The sequence below is a fragment of the Ohessyouella blattaphilus genome (assembly GCF_024721265.1).
Taxonomy (GTDB): Bacteria; Bacillota; Clostridia; order Lachnospirales; family Lachnospiraceae; genus Aequitasia; species Aequitasia blattaphilus_A.
In genome coordinates this window covers 70,944-87,365 of the sequence record NZ_JAMXOC010000006.1, presented here as the reverse complement: position 1 = coordinate 87,365, position 16,422 = coordinate 70,944, and the positions used below count along the sequence as shown (strand labels likewise).

Sequence of the window (16,422 nt, the reverse complement as noted above, 5' to 3'; positions counted from 1 at the left end):
GAATTTAGATGTGTCGATATATAAATAGGGAGGGAAAATTTATGCAAGTAATAAAGGCAGTTTGGGATTTTTTTCAAAGCCAAATATTGGGAATGAGATGGTTGAATGATGCTATTGGAATGGGATTATCTGCACTAGGACTTGATCTATCTGGTTGGCTAGGGGGCGGTATTCAGTTTTTCATTTATGACACTATAAAGATTTTTGTATTACTCTCCGTTTTGATTTTTGGAATATCGTATATTCAAAGCTATTTCCCGCCAGAGCGTAGCAAGCAAATACTTGGGCGATTCCACGGCATTGGCGCGAATACAGTTGCGGCATTACTTGGAACGGTGACGCCTTTTTGCTCTTGTTCGTCAATACCACTATTTATAGGCTTTACGAGTGCAGGGTTGCCGCTTGGTGTAACATTTTCATTTTTGATTTCGTCGCCAATGGTTGATCTTGGCTCTTTGGTTTTGCTTATGAGTATTTTCGGTGCGCCGATCGCTGTTGCCTATGTTGTAGTAGGTTTAATACTAGCAATAATCGGCGGAACCTTTATTGAAAAAATGCATATGGAGAAGTATGTACAGGATTTTGTAAAGACTGCTGGCAACATCGATACTAGTTCACCAGATTTATCACGACAAGATAGGGTGGTTTTTGCTAAAGACCAATTACTTGATACGGTAAAAAAGGTTGCTCCATATATTTTTATCGGTGTTGGGGTTGGTGCATTGATACACAATGTTATCCCTGCTAGTTTTATTCAAGCGGTTCTTGGTGACGGCAATCCATTTTCGGTCGTTATTGCTAGCGTTATTGGTATACCTATGTATGCGGATATATTTGGGACTATTCCGATTGCTGAAGCCCTGTATGCAAAAGGGGTGGGTCTTGGTACTGTTCTATCCTTTATGATGGGTGTCACAACGCTGTCGCTACCATCAATGATTATGCTAAGTAAAGCGGTAAAACCGAAGCTACTAGCGCTATTTATCGGAATTTGCACAGCGGGTATTATCATTATTGGCTATCTGTTTAATGCGCTTCAGTTCCTGTTTTAAGAGGAAGTGACAAAGAGTAGAGATGAAAGTTCTATTAGGTTTCAAACATATGAATGGAGGATATTATTATGACGTTATTGGGAAAGAAAGAACAAGCAACAATCAAAATACTTGGTTCCGGTTGTAAAAAATGCAATGAACTTGAAGCTAACACAAAGAGTGCACTTGAACAGCTCGGAATGGATATACCAATTGACCACGTTACAGATTTTGCGGAAATTGCAGCCTATGGTGTTATGACTACACCGGCCCTTGTATATAACGACAAGGTTCTGTCGTATGGAAAAGTATTAAAAGCGGGCGAAGTCGTAAAGCTATTACAAAGCAACAAATAAGACGTAGTCGCACAATGCTAGTGCCATTGTGCGACTACGCGAATTTATGAAATGGAGGTTAAATTACATGGTAAAGAGTAAGTCTGCCGGGATTGGTTTTTTTGAGAGGTATTTGACGATATGGGTAATACTCTGTATGGCAATAGGGGTGCTGATTGGAAAATTTTTACCGTCTGTTCCAGCATTTTTAGGTAGATTTGAATATGCAAATGTCTCTATCCCACTTGCCGTCTTGATATGGGTAATGATATATCCGATGATGTTAAAAGTAGATTTTCAAAGTGTAAAGAACGTAGGGAAAAATCCAAAAGGCTTATTTGTCACGTGGATTACGAACTGGCTTATTAAGCCGTTTACCATGTTTGGCATTGCCTACTTCTTCTTTTATATCGTTTTTAATGCCCTAATTCCTGCGGATTTGGCAAAAGATTACCTTGCAGGTGCAGTTTTGCTTGGGGCAGCTCCTTGTACGGCAATGGTCTTTGTATGGAGTCACTTAACAAAAGGCGATCCAGCATATACCGTCGTTCAAGTTGCTACAAATGACCTGATAATATTAGTTGCCTTCGTGCCGATTGTGAAGTTCCTACTTGGTATTAGCGGTGTTTCTATTCCGTGGGATACACTGATATTGTCCGTTGTTTTATTCGTGGTTATTCCACTTGCGGCGGGAGTTATCACCCGGATAGTTTTGGTGAAAAAACGCGGCTTAGACTACTTTCAAAATCAGTTTATTCCAAAGTTCAGTAACATAACGGTTGCCGGGCTTTTACTGACACTTATTATAATTTTCTCTTTTCAAGGCAATGTTATTTTGCAAAATCCTTTACACATTATATTGATTGCAATACCGTTAATCATTCAAACATTTCTGATTTTCTTTATCGCTTACATGACGTGTAAAGTATTAAAACTACCGTTTTCTATTGCTGCTCCTGCAGGAATGATTGGGGCATCAAATTTCTTTGAATTATCAGTGGCGGTTGCTATTGCGCTTTTCGGAACACAAAGTCCAGTAGCACTTGCAACAATCGTTGGTGTACTGGTTGAGGTTCCTGTTATGCTAACCCTTGTTAGAATTGCTAATAAAACAAAAGGATGGTTTCCACAAGAACGCATGCAATGATTTTACGACTTGGAGAGGTCCCTTCGGTAAAAATATACGGGCTAGCACATCGCAAAGTATACGTGCGAGTTGCTAGCCCTTTCCTTTTCTGATACACTTTACTTTTGGAGGAGGATTGCAGATGAAACTTGGTTTTTTTGATTCGGGAATCGGTGGCTTATCGGTTCTTTACTGTGCCATGAAGATGATTCCCCAGGCAGAATTTCTTTATTATGCTGATGAAGAGAACGTGCCTTACGGAACAAAGTCAAAAGAAGAGATAATAGAATATACCGACCGCGCCATTCGGTTTCTTGCAGATAAAGGGGCCCAGGCGGTGGTGGTGGCATGTAATACAGCAACTTCCGCAGCGATAAAAATAATGCGAGAGAAGTACGATTTTCCGATTATTGGCATGGAGCCGGCAGTAAAAAAGGCTATTGACCTATACGGAGAACATAAGGTCTTGACGATTGCGACGCCAATTACCGTGGTTGGCCAAAAGATGAAGGGCTTAATTGAACGGGTAGATAAGCAGCATCAAGTCGACTTGATGCCGCTTCCTAAGTTAGTTACTTTTGCTGAGCGGTGTGAGTATGGCGAAGGAGCACGAGAGTATTTGCGGACAGAGTTTGCCAGTCTAGACCTATCGGCGTACGGCTCGTTAGTCCTTGGATGTACTCACTTTAATCTGTTTAAGGATGTTCTGCGAGATATTATGCCGCCGGGGATTCATTTCGTTGACGGCAATGAAGGAACCATTAAACAGCTTATACGGGCGCTAACGATAAAGGAAGGGAAAGAAAGAGAGCAAACCACTACGTATTATTTTTCGGGAAAAGAGGTTACTTCGCCCGCAGAATTGCAACGCTTAGCAGGGTATCTCGAGCGTCTGGCGGAGATGGCGACAATTGAATAATGTAGTAGTAGATAGATAATCTTGATAGGTAGGTGCAATCATAGATTCTTCCGATTTTACTTGTAAAGAAACAGGGTGTTAGTATGAAGGTATCATGTTGGTAAAAGGAGAAGAATAAAATGGAATTAGTGAAAGATTTACCAGAAGTATTTGAGGAGTTTGCCGAACAAAGGAAGAATTCTTTTTTGGCAGTAAAAGAGCTGAAAGATCAAGGGGTTCCGGTAATCGGGGTTTACTGTACGTATTTCCCTCAAGAAATCGTGATGGCAATGGGAGCAGCCACAGTTAGTCTTTGCTCCACTTCCGATGAAACAGTAGCCGCTGCGGAGAAGACATTACCAAAGAATCTCTGTCCTTTGATTAAGTCAAGCTATGGGTTTGGTGAGACGGACAAGTGTCCCTATTTTTATTTTTCTGACCTTGTCGTTGGTGAGACTACTTGCGACGGAAAGAAAAAGATGTATGAATACATGGCAGATTTTAAGCCGGTGTATGTGATGGAGCTTCCGAATCGTCAGTCGGAGATGGGACTTAAGCTCTTTCGCGAGGAAATGATTCGCTTTAAAGAATATTTGGAAAAGATGTTCAATAGAGAGATTACAGAAGATGCCATTAGAGACGCAATTAAGACGAATAATGCGGCGAGAAGAGCCCTTCGCGGTTTATATGAAGTCATGCGGAGTGATCCTACGCCGATTAGTGGCCATGATTTATTTAAAGTTTTATATGGTAGCACCTTCAAATTTGACCGCGCCAAGATACCGGCGGAGATTGATGAAGTGGTCCAGCAGATAAAAGATGATGAAGCAAAAGGGAATGAACGAAAGAGCAAACCACGGATTCTGATTACTGGTTGCCCAATCGGTGGCGCCACGGAAAAGGTCATCAAGATTATTGAAGATAGAGGCGCCGTAGTGGTTACGTATGAGAATTGTACCGGAGCAAAGGCGATTGATAAGTTAGTAGATGAAGAGGAAGAAGATGTATATTTAGCGCTAGCAAAACGCTATCTTGAGATTGGCTGTTCGGTAATGACGCCTAATCCGCATCGTTACGAATTACTTGGTCGTTTGATTGATGAGTATCAGGTCGAGGGAGTGGTTGAGGTGATTCTACAAGCCTGTCATACATATAATGTCGAGAGTGGTAAGGTTAGAGATTTTGTTAAAAACGAAAAAAATATTCCTTATATCAGCGTGGAGACAGATTATTCATCAGCGGATGTGGGGCAATTAGATACCCGTCTTTCAGCCTTTATTGAGATGCTATAGGTAACTGGAGAAAATAAAATGTATTATGTAGGGATTGATATCGGTTCCACGGCCTCAAAAGTAGTGGTCTTAGGAGAGAAGGAGGAAGCGTTTGTCCTTCCCACCGGTTGGAATAGTAAGGAGACAGCTGGCCTTATCAAAAAGCGTCTTCAAGGGGCAGCTATTTCGCTTGCAGAGGGCAAAGCAAAGGTGGTGGCCACCGGATATGGACGCGTGGCGGTAGATTACGCCGATGCCATTATTACCGAAATTACATGTCATGGTCGGGGTGGCTTTGAACTAGCAGGTGCGGATTGTGCGATTATCGATGTGGGCGGACAAGACACGAAGTTTATCGTGATTGAAAATGGCGTGGTGGGAGATTTTGTGATGAATGATAAGTGTTCCGCGGGCACGGGAAAGTTCTTAGAAGTGATGGCGAATCGTTTAGGCATTACTTTCGAAGAGCTGTTTGCCTTAGCTGAAGGAGGAGAGGTCTTGCCAATTAGCTCTCTTTGTACGGTTTTTGCCGAGTCGGAGATCATTAATCATATCGGTAATGGGAAGAAACGAGAAGATATCGCGGCAGGTATTGTGGATTCGGTCGCCGGTAAAGTATCGCAACTAGTCAGAAGTGCCCAATTGCCAGAAAAAGTGATATTAACGGGCGGGTTAAGCGATAACGAATATTTTGTACAGTGCTTAGGCGCTAAGTTAGAACATAAGGTGCAAGCCACCGAAAAAGGTCGCTACGCGGGAGCACTAGGAGCAGCCCTTTTAGCGAAGGAAAAGAAACGGTTAGGTATATAATGACAAAGTTAGAAAGAAACAAATTTGAACAATATGGTTTATCGGAAGAGGTGCTAGAAGCGCTTTCGCTACTAGGGTACGAGCAACCCACCCAGATTCAAGAGGAAGTGTTGCTCCCCCTCTTAAATGGAAAACACATAGTGGCAAAGTCCCAGACGGGCAGCGGTAAGACCGCTGCCTTTGCCATTCCCATCTGTGAGAAAATACGCTGGGAGGAAAATCTACCTCAGGCGCTAATTTTAGAACCGACCAGAGAGTTGACGGTTCAGGTACAGCAAGAGGTGTTTTCTCTTGGGCGAAAAAAACGGATTAAGGTAGCAGATGTCTTTGGTGGCTTTCCCATTGATAAGCAGATCCAGACTTTGCGTCAAAAGACACACGTGGTAGTGGGAACGCCGGGACGAGTGATGGATCACTTAAGAAGAGAATCCTTGAAGCTTAATCAAGTGAGTCATCTGGTGATAGACGAAGCAGATCTAATGCTAGACATGGGATTTCTTGACGAAGTGAAAGAAATAATCGCCAGAATTCCTAAGGGGTGCCAAATCTCTTTGTTTTCGGCGACCTTACAGCCAGAGATTAAGGAACTTATGGAGGACCATATGGATGAGGCCATCCAAGTGGAGGTAACAGAAGATGAGGAAAGGCTGCTAGAAGAAGTTGGCTACTTAGTAAGCGAAGAGGACAAATTTTTCGCACTTCTAGATATTTTAATTACTGAAAAGCCTAAAAACTGTATTATTTTTTGCGGGACTCGAGAAATGGTCAATGTATTATTTCAAAAAATGCGGCGGAAGCGAATCTTCTGCGGCCTAATTCATGGAGAGATGGAACAGAGAGAAAGACTTAAAAATATGGCTGCTTTTAAGCGAGGGGCTTTTCGTTACCTAATTGCTACTGATGTGGCGGCGAGGGGGATTGATCTTGAAGGTATGAGCCATGTAATCAACTATGATTTCCCTACGGGTAGGGAAACCTACGTGCACCGTATTGGCCGCACGGGTAGAAATGGGAAAAGAGGAAAGGCCATTAGCCTTATCGGTCAGGAGGATCGCCAGATGCTGGCGATGGTCGAAGGGTATATGCAGAAAACACTGTTGCTTGAAGAGCGTCCGAAGCCCACTAAAGAACAAGAAAAGGCGTTCTGGCAGGAGCAGCGAAAGCGACCCACCCCGACGACCGGGAAACACGAGGCTCTAAATAGGGGGATCACCCGCTTAAGTATAGGAGGTGGCCGCCGGTCAAAGATGAGAGCAGGTGACTTAGTGGGAGCTATTTGTAGTATTCCCGGAGTGAGTATGGAAGATATTGGAATTATTGATATTCGGGACAGTAAAAGCCAAGTGGAAATCTTAAATGATAAGGGCGGGTTGGTATTTGCCGCACTCCAGAATAAAACGATAAAAGGAAAAGTCAGAAAAATCAGCCGCTAAGGAGGGTGATTTCTCTGGCTTTCTTGACGTATTTTCATTGATTTATTTTGTTGCTAAGTTATCAGGGGTTTGATATAATTGTAAGCGGAACTATAAATAATATAGAAATGGGAGGATTTTTGTTTTATGAAAAAGTTAATTGCGTTATTCTGTGTGCTGACGTTAACTTTAGGTCTGTGGGGGTGTCGTAGTGCTGCACCAGCGGAGACAGAAGATGACGGCGAAGAGCAACAAGTGGAAGTGACTGATGACTACAAGATTGGTATTATTACTGGTACCGTGTCACAGGGAGAAGAAGAATTCCAAGCAGCTCAGCAAATGATCGAAGAATTTGGAAAGGATAGAATTGTTACAGCAACCTATCCAGATAAATTTAACGATGAAGTTGAGACGACGATTGCTCAAGTTGTAAACTTGGCTTCTGACGAGAAGGTAAAGGCTATTGTCTTCGTACAATCTGTACCAGGAGCAATCGCAGCTATCGAGAAGACTAGAGAGACTCGCCCGGACATGCTTTTTGTATGTGGTGTTGCAGCTGAAGCTCCTCGTGAGATTGCTGCCGCTGCTGACGTAGTTATGTTAGTAGATGAGATTGGTATGGGAACTACGGTTATCGAGCAAGCAAAAGAAATGGGTGCAACCACTTTTGTACATTACTCATTCCCACGTCACTTAGGTTACGAGACAATTGCTGCCCGTACCGCTCTTTTCAAAGAAAACTGTGAAAAAGAAGGGATTACTTACGTAGAAGCAACGGCTCCAGACCCGACAGGGGATGCTGGTACGTCAGGTGCTCAGCAGTTTATCCTAGAAGACGTTCCTCGTAAAATCGAAGAATACGGTAAAGATACGGCGTTCTTCTCAACCAACTGTTCTATGCAAGAGCCACTGATTAGAACAATTGCGGAAATGGGAGCTATTTTCCCACAACAATGTTGTCCAAGTCCATATCATGCATATCCAGCAGCGCTTAATATCGAGACCGCTGGTCATGAAGGCGACGTAGAATACATGCTTGATCAAATCACAACGAAGGTTGAAGAAGCTGGAAATACAGGACGCATGAGTACATGGCCATTACCAGTTAACATGCTGATGGTGGAAGCTGGTGTTGACTACGCACAGAAATTCTGTGAAGGTAAGACGGATGGAAGCTTTGATGATGCCGAAATGCGCGCTTCAATTTCTAAGATTGCGAAGAAATACAATGCTCAGGAGACATTATCTCTTTATGCAGACGATGAAGGTGAAATTGATAACTTCTACATGATTCTTTGTGATTTCTATAACTTCTAAATTCAAGTGATAAAAATCAAATAAGGTCTATAGGTTGGAGCGGGCGAGGACGTCCGCTTCAACTTGTAAGTATAGAATAAACATTTGCAACTAACAGTATAAGCAAAGGAAAGGGGGAAAGCAGTGGAAGACAAATATGTACTTCAAATGGAAAACATCTCTAAGAAATATGGAGAAACTGCTGTCCTTAAGAACGTTTCACTGAACGTGAAACCAGGCGAAATTTATGCCCTAATCGGGGAGAATGGCGCTGGAAAATCCACCCTCATGAATATTTTATTCGGGATGTCGGTGATTCATAGCACTGGGGGCTATGATGGGAAGGTCACAATTGATGGCCAAGAGGTTAACTTTACATCGCCAAATGATGCGATGAAGGCGGGAATTGGCATGGTTCACCAGGAATTTATGCTAATCCCAGGATTTACGGTAACAGAGAACATCAAAGTCGGTCGCGAGCTGACGAAGCCTGGGCTAGCCAGCAAGGTTTTTGGGAAAAGCCTAGAGCGCCTAGACTGGGAAAAAATGGAAGGGGAAGCTCAAGAAGCCCTAGATGCCATTGGTATGGATATTGATCGGCATGTTAAAGTGGCAGGCTTACCCGTGGGTTACATGCAATTTGTGGAAATAGCCAGAGAGATTGATAAGAAGAATATCAAGCTTTTGGTGTTTGATGAGCCGACGGCTGTGCTTACAGAAAGCGAAGCCCAGCGACTGTTAAGTGTAATGAAGCTGATTGCGGCAAAAGGGATTGCCATAATTTTTATTACCCATCGTCTGGACGAAATTATGGAAGTTGCGGATACCATGACGATTCTTCGAGATGGAGAATGGGTCGAAACGAAGGCGATTAAGGATACGGATGTAGTAGAGATTGCCCAGTTGATGGTAGGTCGTAAGATCGAAAAATTAGTGGACGATGACGAGAAGCCAGAAGGGCTAGAGAGTGCCCCGGTGGCGGTAGAGATTCGTGATTTTCGCGTGGATATGCCAGGTGAGAAAGTAAAGGGCGTTGACCTAGATATTCGCCAAGGAGAAATTTTTGGTATCGGTGGTCTAGCAGGTCAAGGTAAAATCGGAATACCGAACGGCATTATGGGACTATTTCCAGCGACGGGAACCGTTACTATTTTTGGCAGTCAGATTAATTTTGGAAAACTTGGTGACGCCTTGCATAAAGAAGTGGCCTTCGTTTCAGAAGACCGCCGAGGTGTTGGCCTTTTATTAGATGAATCGATTGAGGACAATATTGTATTCAATACGATGACGGTAAAAAAAGAATTTTTAAAGAATTATGCGTTTATGAAGCTAAAAGATGGCAGGCGGGTACGCAGTCATGCCCAGGAGATGATTAATCTCTTTGATATTCGTTGTACTGGAAGCCTTCAGAAAGTGGGCAGTCTCTCTGGTGGGAATCAGCAGAAAGTGTGCCTAGCAGGGGCTCTCACCTTAAATCCTAAGCTGTTAATCGTTTCGGAGCCGACAAGGGGAATTGACATCGGTGCGAAAAAATTAATTATGGAACATTTGGTGAAGCTTCGTAAGGAGCAAGGACTCACTATTATTATGGTTTCTAGTGAACTTGTAGAGTTACGTAGCATTTGCGATCGCATCGCCATTATTTCGGACGGTAGATTATCAAAAATTCTTAGTCCAGATGCACCAGATGCTGACTTTGGTTTAGCGATGAGTGCTGTTCGGACAGAAGGGGGGGCTTAAGTCATGGCACAAGTAAAAAAAGCAATTGACAAGTTTGGGCTTCCGCGAATCATTATTTTAGTCTTTTTCTTTGTCTTGATTATAACGGCAGGGGTATTGAACATGAACGTCCCCGCTCTTTTAGGTGACGTTATCAGGCGCTGGGGAATGTATGGCATTCTCGTACTCGCCATGGTTCCTGGTATCCAGTGTGGTATTGGTCCAAACTTCGGTGTTACCATCGGTATTTCCGGAGGTCTACTAGGAGCGTTGATTTCCATCGAATTGCGTGACAAAGGATTTTTTGAGAACTTTAGTCACAATGCGACTTTAGATGCTTTTATGGGGATCTTTGTAGCGCTGCTTTTGGCCTTAATTTTTGCCAGTGTGTTCGGCATTCTTTACGGCATGCTTCTTAACAGGGTAAAAGGAAGTGAGATGACGGTTTCTACCTACGTTGGCTTTTCGGTGGTCGCCTTGTTTAATATTCTTTGGCTAGTTCTTCCTTTTAGAAGCAAAACCTCTATTTGGCCCCTAGCAGGTGATGGTCTACGTAATACCATCAGTCTTGAAGCAGATTATAAAGAAGTATTTAATAACTTTCTTGGATTCAAAATCGGTGGTATTTACATCCCTACAGGACTGCTATTAATCTTCTTCTTAGCGTGTTTCTGTGTGTGGCTATTTCTTAGAAGTCGTAATGGAATCATGATGTCAGCAGCAGGCGCAAATCCGGTGTATGCAAAGGCAGCCGGAATCAATGTAGATAAGATGAGAATCTTAGGAACCACACTATCTACTGCTCTTGGTGGTATCGGAATTGTCATGTATGCGCAGAGTTTTGGTTTCTTGCAGCTCTATAACGCCACACAGATGATGGGATTCTCCTGTGTCGCCTCCGTCTTAATCGGTGGCGCTTCCATTAATCGCGCGTCCATCATCAACGTGCTAATTGGTACCTTTTTATTCCAAGGTATCCTAGCAGTAGCTTTGCCGGTAGCGAACATGCTATTGCCGGAAGGACAGTTGTCGGAAATCTTGAGAATCATTATTTCCAACGGAATCATTCTGTATGCACTAAGTAAATCAAAGGGGGGGACACGATGAATACGAAGAAAAAGTTAAATGTGCGAAGTCTCCTTAGAGATAACAATGTTACGATTTTATTTATAGTATTGTGTATCGGGGCCTATTTTGCCTCTGGCACGACGCTTAATTTCTTATTGCCTGAGCTGTTTACGAGAATCGGTCGTAATACCTTTATGGTATTAAGTCTTTTGATTCCTGTGGTAGCGGGTCTAGGGCTTAACTTCGGGATTGTCATCGGAGCGGCTTCCGCGCAGATTGCTATTTTTCTTGTCTTATTAATGGGCGTCAAAGGATTGCCAGGACTGTTGCTATGTGTGGTGATTTGCACCCCTCTAGCGATCTTCTTTGGCTATTTAATCGGTCGTCTCTTTAACAGCATGAAGGGCACCGAGATGATTGGTGGATTAGTAGCAGGCTATTTTTCCGATGGTCTGTATCAGTTGCTTTTCCTATTTGTACTTGGTGGTATTATTCCTATTGCCAATAAGACCTTGATGATTTCTACGGGCGTGGGCGTTAAGAATACCATGAAGCTAGGAGATAAGGCAGGGCTTAAATATGCTCTTGATAATATACCGATGATAAACATCTTGGATGTATTATTCTGGGGTGGGTTAGTCGCTTCGGCACTTATTCTCTTATATCGTTTGCTTAAAAAGCAACCCTTAGGGATTGGCAGAATTTTAAAGTTTTTTGTGCCAGTGGCGGCTGTTTATGCGTTGTCCTTCATCCCTGTGGTAGGGCGTTTTCTAGGAACCAACAGACTATTGCTTCTAAATGCGATTGAGCTAGGAGCTTTAGTGGCAGTAATTGTCAGTGTAATAAAAATCATTAAGATGAAGGCGATTGATAAAAAAGCAGGTTTACCGAAAAAAGAAATTATGGGGATCGTAATTGCAGCTCTCGCTTACGGAGCAACGTATATTCCCCCGCTATTTAGCGCCTTCTCGGTAGTTAAGCTACCGGTAATGACTTATGTGTGTATTGCGGGCTTGGTGATTTTTACCTCTTGGTTCTTAAATACAAAATTGGGTCAGGAAATGCGTACGGTCGGACAGAACCGAGCAGTGGCCAACTCGGCAGGTATTAATGTGGACAGGGTCAGAATTATTGCAATGATTATGTCTACCGTCCTCGCAAGTTATGGCCAATTGATTTCACTACAGAATATCGGGACCGTGGCGACCTACGGTTCGCACCAACAGGTGGGACTGTATGCCATTGCCGCTTTGTTAGTAGGTGGCGCCTCGGTACAGCAGGCGAATGCCAAGCAAGCGGTCTTAGGTGTAGTACTATTCCATACCCTATTCATCCTCTCACCAGTAGCTGGTAAGCAATTACTTGGCAATGCCATGATTGGTGAATACTTCCGAGTCTTTGTCGCTTACGGTGTTATTGCTCTTTCTTTGGCCATGCATGCTTGGTCTAAGTTAATGAAAGGAAAAGAGGCGGCAGCGAAAGCTGAGGCAGCAGAAGCGAAATCGTAAGCATCGCACCTTGTGTAGGATAGAAAAGAGAAAATGAAAAAACCCGCCAGTTTTCTGGCGGGTTTTTTAGTGGATAAGTTCGCGGGGAATCAAATCGTAGTCGTACATTACTTCGGAATGGTTGTCCCAGACCAAATCTTTAGCTAGGATATTTCCAGTTTGTCGATCGAGGGTCTCTTTAAAGATTTTGGAGACCCGGTAGTACTTCGTTCCTTCTTTTGTGAAGTGGTGGTCTTCCTCGACGATGCGGTACGTCCAAGGGAATTCCGTGTCACTTCTTAATTCGGCCAAGAGCATTTCGCCTTCACACCACAGCCGGAGTTGAATGTCCTGGGTGGTATTGTTTTTGAAGCGGTAGTCTTGACTATTGTAGCTGACGGAGGTGCCGGCACTAAAGGGGATGCGTTCCCCTTCGTCAGGAGCAAGAGCGTCTGAATGGTTGTGGAATTCGGTAACATCTAAAGGACTATGAAGGAGCAAAAGGTGAATGGTGTTACCGAGATTGCAGAGACCACCGCCAATGCCTGTAACTAGATTATTACGGTGCATAATTCGGCCCTCTTTATATCCTTTTCGCTTGCTAGCCTTACCAACTGTCTTCCAAAAGGAGAAGACTTCACCTGGGTGAATAACAATGCCATTGATTTTTTCACTGGCCAAATTAATATTAAAAGCTTTATTCGTCTGCGAGAGCAACTCTACACCAGGTGCTCTTTTAATCATATTTGATTGATGGCTAGAGATAAGATTTGGCAAGACTTCGTTTTGTTTTTCTTTGGCAATCTTATCGTGGCTCATTAAGTCTTGGAGGTGCCGCTTACAAATTTCTTTCTGTACAGAAATAGCGTAGCAAGTAGGATTTATATCGCAAAAAAGTAAATCTTTGTTCCAGAACATTAGTTACTTGCCTCCTTTTTACAGATAGACCCCAGTCGATGTTGGTAACGTCTGCTAAAGCCATAAAACCAAAGAATAACCTTTTCAAGCCTTCTTCTAATTCCGATTTTCGTTTCGGAATCATAACGCATATATTTGACAAGAATACTGGGGATTCCGCACTTATTAGCACCGTAGATATCTGTGAAGACTTGGTCGCCGACAAAGACCACCTCATCTTTACTTAGTCCCAGTATATCGAGAGCTTTATAGTAGCTAGCGACATTGGGTTTGTCTGCTTCATCGATGTATAAAGTATCAATATTACGCATAAAGCTTAGGATTCGCTCTTTGCAATTATTGGATAATAGCAAGGTTTTTAAGCCTAGGTTATGAAGCTCGACAAAAAGATTATCCACTTCTTCGGTGGGATCTTCACCGTGGTGTGCGAGGGTGTTGTCAATATCGAAGATGATCCCTTTATAGCCTTTAGACAATAGGGCGTGATAATCAATCGCGAAGACACTATCAGCATATTCGTAAGGATAAAGAACTTTAAACATGAGACACTCCTTCAAGACAATTTATGTATTGACAGACTTTATTGACTTGTTCTTTGAAAGAACCTTCAAATTTGTTTTCAAAGAAGGCACTGCCAATGGTAAAAGCCGCTGCGCCAAAGTCCTTTACCTCATCTATTCTTTGATAGCTATTTACATCGCCAGCCACACAGACAGGGGCATTTACGGTGGTGACGAATTCTTTTATAATGGCAGAAGCGTCACCGGTATGGCGATAGCCTAGAAGATCAATGCCATAGACTCCTTTTTCTAGATAACAGTTGGCCTCGGCAATCATCTCTTTAGCAGAGCCATTTAGAACGGACGGGCGTTCCGTGACAGTGCCGACAAAAGGCATATATTTCAGGTTGTTTTCTTGACAGAATTTATGAATAGAATCGGAGAAAATAGTGCCCATTAGGATGTCAACACCACAATCTAGCGCCATCTGCGCACCTGCTAACCCTTCCGCCTCCGTATATTCAACTACTTCAAGAACGGTAGTTTTACCGCAGGCTTTCATGTAGGCATATAAAGCTTTCATTTCGTCAAGCGGTATTCCTGAATCTTTAAACCCCCAAAATTTTGCTTTAGAATCTTTGCAGTTGTCGAAAATTTCGTAGGCGTTTTTTACGGTCTGATCATGATGTGTTAGCATGACAATCAATTGAGTGTGCTCGTTCATACGGGTAAATCCCTCCAAGGTATGTTATTCCTTTGCTTATAAACAGTTGCAAGATATTTTATCATGAAGGGAATAGAGTGGTCAATTAGTTTGTTTTGTGTGGTTTGTACGCTTTGTGCGCCGATAGTCGATCCCGTAAAGGATGTGGGCGAAGATGAGGATTAATAGGGCGAGGATAGCGATAGAGAGAAAGACGTTCTTACCGTAGCGATCGAAATCGAGAAAAGAGTAAGGATAGCGAACGGGTTGGCCGTCTTTTTTTGACAAGCGGAAGACGAAACCGCTACGGGCCATAATCGCTACTAGGATGATGTAGAAAGTAGGATAGATAAGGGCGCCCCAGATACTTTTGTACTTGAGCTTTCCAGGATTAGAAAAGGCAAAGTAGTCAATAAGACAGAGAAGGGGCACGATTAGGTGAACCGAGAGATTACGGAAAGAAAGAGTGACAGAGCCATATCCCATGGTAAATTTATCGGGAAGCAGGATCATCCAGTAAACACAGAAGGTTAGGAGGAGATTGATGACACAGATAAACTGAAAACCGGTAAAGAAGTCAGTTCGACCAACGCGCTCTTTCTTGCCGAATTCGTAGACGGAGCGAAAAAAGAGCAAAGCAAATAATACGAAAGCGAGAATATTGCTCTGAATCGTATAATACATAAATCTAGAAAGTATGAACTTTAAGTTTGGAACAATCATGTTGCTAATAAGGGCCAAGGTTGCTAAAAGTAGACCCACTCCCCGATAGACTAATGCCAGTCTGATCTTCATGTGTAAAACCCCTTATAAAATTAATCCCGTACCAATCATGCCGAGAAGACAGCAGATCAGATAGGCGAGCATGCCGCCGTTTATAAATATTTCTTTTTTGGTTACGGGAACAGATTCTTCTTGCGGGCGCTGGCGGAGATACTTAATCCCCATAATAAGAAAGAATAGGAGCCCGATTAAAACGAAAACATTTTGAATGATAGTAACGGCGGTCTCATTAAGTGTTGCTGCTTGGGATACGAAAATATTAAATGAATTAAAAACGATATGAATGATAATGGAATACTTGATATCTCCAGTTTTATAATAAATAGCCCCTAAGAGGACGCCGATAAAGGCCGCATAAAAAAATTGCTCAAAATTCATATGAAACGCACCAAATAGGAGTCCGCTTAGAAGAATAGACGTGGTATAGCCAAAGGGTCTAAGTTTGTCAATTAAGGCTTTACGAAAAAGTAATTCTTCGATTACGGGCCCGAGAATGCCTACAGTTAGGATGGTTAGAAAAAGCGGAGTTTTGTCAAGCATGGTACTTACAATCTGAGTTGTCTCGCCTACTGCTTCAGAGCCTTTCAATAGTTTTTGGAGAAATTGGTTTAAGGCGCCGCCGAAGGTAGCTAGAAGAATGGAGGTTCCGTAGCAAGCAACACCTAGCAGATAGAGACTTCTAGTGGACATTTTTTTCTTTGGTGCAGTCACGCCAATGACACCCTTAGTCATTACGCGAAAGATTAAAAGAGCAATACACTCACCTAAAACAGAGAGCAGGGTATTTAGTTTCATGGTTATTTCTAAGGTGGCATTCATCACATCACCACCGCTGCTATTAAGGGTAGTGATAAAGGCGATGATAGCGGTTACCGTTCCCGCAAAACCCTGCAAAGCTAAAGTGGCCACTAAAAGGGCAATGCCGATGGTGCTAAAGGCTCTTTTTTTCATCTGAAAGTCCTCGTTTCGTTTGTTGATATTTCAGGACAGACCACTGTCCTGAATAGTTACTCTTATCATACTGAATTACGTGTCTGTCGTCAAACCGCTATTTCAAAAAAGAGC

General features: G+C 42.8%; 16 protein-coding genes. 11 read left to right on the top strand and 5 right to left on the bottom strand.

Annotated features, from left to right (window positions below; all coding sequences use genetic code 11):
* Nucleotides 1–41 precede the first annotated feature (41 nt).
* The 11 genes from NHH16_RS06115 (at nucleotide 42) to NHH16_RS06065 (ending at nucleotide 12,474) form a co-directional block, all read left to right on the top strand.
* Complete coding sequence (locus tag NHH16_RS06115) at nucleotides 42–1,052, top strand: permease (RefSeq protein ID WP_262068708.1); 1,011 nt, start codon at nucleotides 42–44, stop codon at nucleotides 1,050–1,052.
* A 53-nt stretch (nucleotides 1,053–1,105) separates the two neighbouring features.
* Nucleotides 1,106–1,387, top strand: a complete 282-nt coding sequence (locus tag NHH16_RS06110) for a thioredoxin family protein (protein WP_465223422.1) — start codon at nucleotides 1,106–1,108, stop codon at nucleotides 1,385–1,387.
* Between the two features lie 67 nt (nucleotides 1,388–1,454).
* Nucleotides 1,455–2,513 carry an ACR3 family arsenite efflux transporter gene (arsB, locus tag NHH16_RS06105; RefSeq protein ID WP_262068706.1) on the top strand — a complete coding sequence of 353 codons (1,059 nt, stop codon included), beginning with the start codon at nucleotides 1,455–1,457 and terminating at the stop codon, nucleotides 2,511–2,513.
* A 121-nt stretch (nucleotides 2,514–2,634) separates the two neighbouring features.
* Nucleotides 2,635–3,411, top strand: coding sequence for a glutamate racemase (gene murI / locus NHH16_RS06100; protein ID WP_262068705.1), 777 nt, complete (start codon nucleotides 2,635–2,637; stop codon nucleotides 3,409–3,411).
* Between the two features lie 119 nt (nucleotides 3,412–3,530).
* Nucleotides 3,531–4,682, top strand: a complete 1,152-nt coding sequence (locus NHH16_RS06095) for a double-cubane-cluster-containing anaerobic reductase (RefSeq protein ID WP_262068704.1) — start codon at nucleotides 3,531–3,533, stop codon at nucleotides 4,680–4,682.
* A gap of 18 nt (nucleotides 4,683–4,700) precedes the next feature.
* Entirely contained in the window at nucleotides 4,701–5,471 is a 771-nt protein-coding gene (locus NHH16_RS06090; RefSeq protein ID WP_262068703.1) for an acyl-CoA dehydratase activase, read from the top strand.
* On the top strand, nucleotides 5,471–6,904 hold the full coding sequence (locus NHH16_RS06085) for a DEAD/DEAH box helicase (protein WP_262068702.1): 1,434 nt from the start codon (nucleotides 5,471–5,473) through the stop codon (nucleotides 6,902–6,904). The genes NHH16_RS06090 and NHH16_RS06085 overlap by 1 nt, the downstream gene beginning before the upstream one ends.
* A gap of 126 nt (nucleotides 6,905–7,030) precedes the next feature.
* Complete coding sequence (locus tag NHH16_RS06080) at nucleotides 7,031–8,200, top strand: DUF3798 domain-containing protein (RefSeq protein WP_262068701.1); 1,170 nt, start codon at nucleotides 7,031–7,033, stop codon at nucleotides 8,198–8,200.
* A gap of 147 nt (nucleotides 8,201–8,347) precedes the next feature.
* The gene (locus NHH16_RS06075; protein ID WP_275982115.1) at nucleotides 8,348–9,919 is read left to right on the top strand and encodes a sugar ABC transporter ATP-binding protein; all 1,572 of its coding nucleotides are present in this window, start codon (nucleotides 8,348–8,350) and stop codon (nucleotides 9,917–9,919) included.
* Nucleotides 9,920–9,922: 3 nt separating this feature from the next.
* Complete coding sequence (locus tag NHH16_RS06070; RefSeq protein ID WP_262068699.1) at nucleotides 9,923–11,005, top strand: ABC transporter permease subunit; 1,083 nt, start codon at nucleotides 9,923–9,925, stop codon at nucleotides 11,003–11,005.
* Nucleotides 11,002–12,474 (top strand): ABC transporter permease subunit, encoded by a 1,473-nt coding sequence (locus NHH16_RS06065; RefSeq protein ID WP_262068698.1) that lies wholly within the window; start codon nucleotides 11,002–11,004, stop codon nucleotides 12,472–12,474. The genes NHH16_RS06070 and NHH16_RS06065 overlap by 4 nt, the downstream gene beginning before the upstream one ends.
* Before the next feature lie 66 nt (nucleotides 12,475–12,540).
* Here NHH16_RS06065 and NHH16_RS06060 read toward each other — a convergent pair whose 3' ends face one another.
* From NHH16_RS06060 to NHH16_RS06040, 5 genes are all read right to left on the bottom strand, one after another.
* Complete coding sequence (locus tag NHH16_RS06060; protein WP_262068697.1) at nucleotides 12,541–13,371, bottom strand: VanW family protein; 831 nt, start codon at nucleotides 13,369–13,371, stop codon at nucleotides 12,541–12,543.
* Nucleotides 13,371–13,913, bottom strand: coding sequence for a YqeG family HAD IIIA-type phosphatase (locus NHH16_RS06055; protein ID WP_262068696.1), 543 nt, complete (start codon nucleotides 13,911–13,913; stop codon nucleotides 13,371–13,373). The genes NHH16_RS06060 and NHH16_RS06055 overlap by 1 nt, the downstream gene beginning before the upstream one ends.
* Complete coding sequence (locus tag NHH16_RS06050) at nucleotides 13,906–14,595, bottom strand: hypothetical protein (RefSeq protein ID WP_262068695.1); 690 nt, start codon at nucleotides 14,593–14,595, stop codon at nucleotides 13,906–13,908. Before NHH16_RS06050 ends, NHH16_RS06055 begins: the two co-directional genes overlap by 8 nt.
* 81 nt (nucleotides 14,596–14,676) lie before the next feature.
* The gene (locus NHH16_RS06045) at nucleotides 14,677–15,369 is read right to left on the bottom strand and encodes a Pr6Pr family membrane protein (protein ID WP_262068694.1); all 693 of its coding nucleotides are present in this window, start codon (nucleotides 15,367–15,369) and stop codon (nucleotides 14,677–14,679) included.
* A 12-nt stretch (nucleotides 15,370–15,381) separates the two neighbouring features.
* The gene (locus NHH16_RS06040) at nucleotides 15,382–16,308 is read right to left on the bottom strand and encodes a CPBP family intramembrane glutamic endopeptidase (RefSeq protein ID WP_262068693.1); all 927 of its coding nucleotides are present in this window, start codon (nucleotides 16,306–16,308) and stop codon (nucleotides 15,382–15,384) included.
* Between the last annotated feature and the right edge of the window lie 114 nt (nucleotides 16,309–16,422).

Excerpts from the sequence above, each read along its gene's own strand:
- NHH16_RS06115 (WP_262068708.1), top strand. The coding sequence starts at position 42 with ATGCAAGTAATAAAGGCAGTTTGGGATTTTTTTCAAAGCCAAATATTG.
- NHH16_RS06110 (WP_465223422.1), top strand. The coding sequence starts at position 1,106 with ATGGAGGATATTATTATGACGTTATTGGGAAAGAAAGAACAAGCAACA.
- arsB (WP_262068706.1), top strand. The coding sequence starts at position 1,455 with ATGGTAAAGAGTAAGTCTGCCGGGATTGGTTTTTTTGAGAGGTATTTG.
- murI (WP_262068705.1), top strand. The coding sequence starts at position 2,635 with ATGAAACTTGGTTTTTTTGATTCGGGAATCGGTGGCTTATCGGTTCTT.
- NHH16_RS06095 (WP_262068704.1), top strand. The coding sequence starts at position 3,531 with ATGGAATTAGTGAAAGATTTACCAGAAGTATTTGAGGAGTTTGCCGAA.
- NHH16_RS06090 (WP_262068703.1), top strand. The coding sequence starts at position 4,701 with ATGTATTATGTAGGGATTGATATCGGTTCCACGGCCTCAAAAGTAGTG.
- NHH16_RS06085 (WP_262068702.1), top strand. The coding sequence starts at position 5,471 with ATGACAAAGTTAGAAAGAAACAAATTTGAACAATATGGTTTATCGGAA.
- NHH16_RS06080 (WP_262068701.1), top strand. The coding sequence starts at position 7,031 with ATGAAAAAGTTAATTGCGTTATTCTGTGTGCTGACGTTAACTTTAGGT.
- NHH16_RS06075 (WP_275982115.1), top strand. The coding sequence starts at position 8,348 with ATGGAAAACATCTCTAAGAAATATGGAGAAACTGCTGTCCTTAAGAAC.
- NHH16_RS06070 (WP_262068699.1), top strand. The coding sequence starts at position 9,923 with ATGGCACAAGTAAAAAAAGCAATTGACAAGTTTGGGCTTCCGCGAATC.
- NHH16_RS06065 (WP_262068698.1), top strand. The coding sequence starts at position 11,002 with ATGAATACGAAGAAAAAGTTAAATGTGCGAAGTCTCCTTAGAGATAAC.
- NHH16_RS06060 (WP_262068697.1), bottom strand. The coding sequence starts at position 13,371 with ATGTTCTGGAACAAAGATTTACTTTTTTGCGATATAAATCCTACTTGC.
- NHH16_RS06055 (WP_262068696.1), bottom strand. The coding sequence starts at position 13,913 with ATGTTTAAAGTTCTTTATCCTTACGAATATGCTGATAGTGTCTTCGCG.
- NHH16_RS06050 (WP_262068695.1), bottom strand. The coding sequence starts at position 14,595 with ATGAACGAGCACACTCAATTGATTGTCATGCTAACACATCATGATCAG.
- NHH16_RS06045 (WP_262068694.1), bottom strand. The coding sequence starts at position 15,369 with ATGAAGATCAGACTGGCATTAGTCTATCGGGGAGTGGGTCTACTTTTA.
- NHH16_RS06040 (WP_262068693.1), bottom strand. The coding sequence starts at position 16,308 with ATGAAAAAAAGAGCCTTTAGCACCATCGGCATTGCCCTTTTAGTGGCC.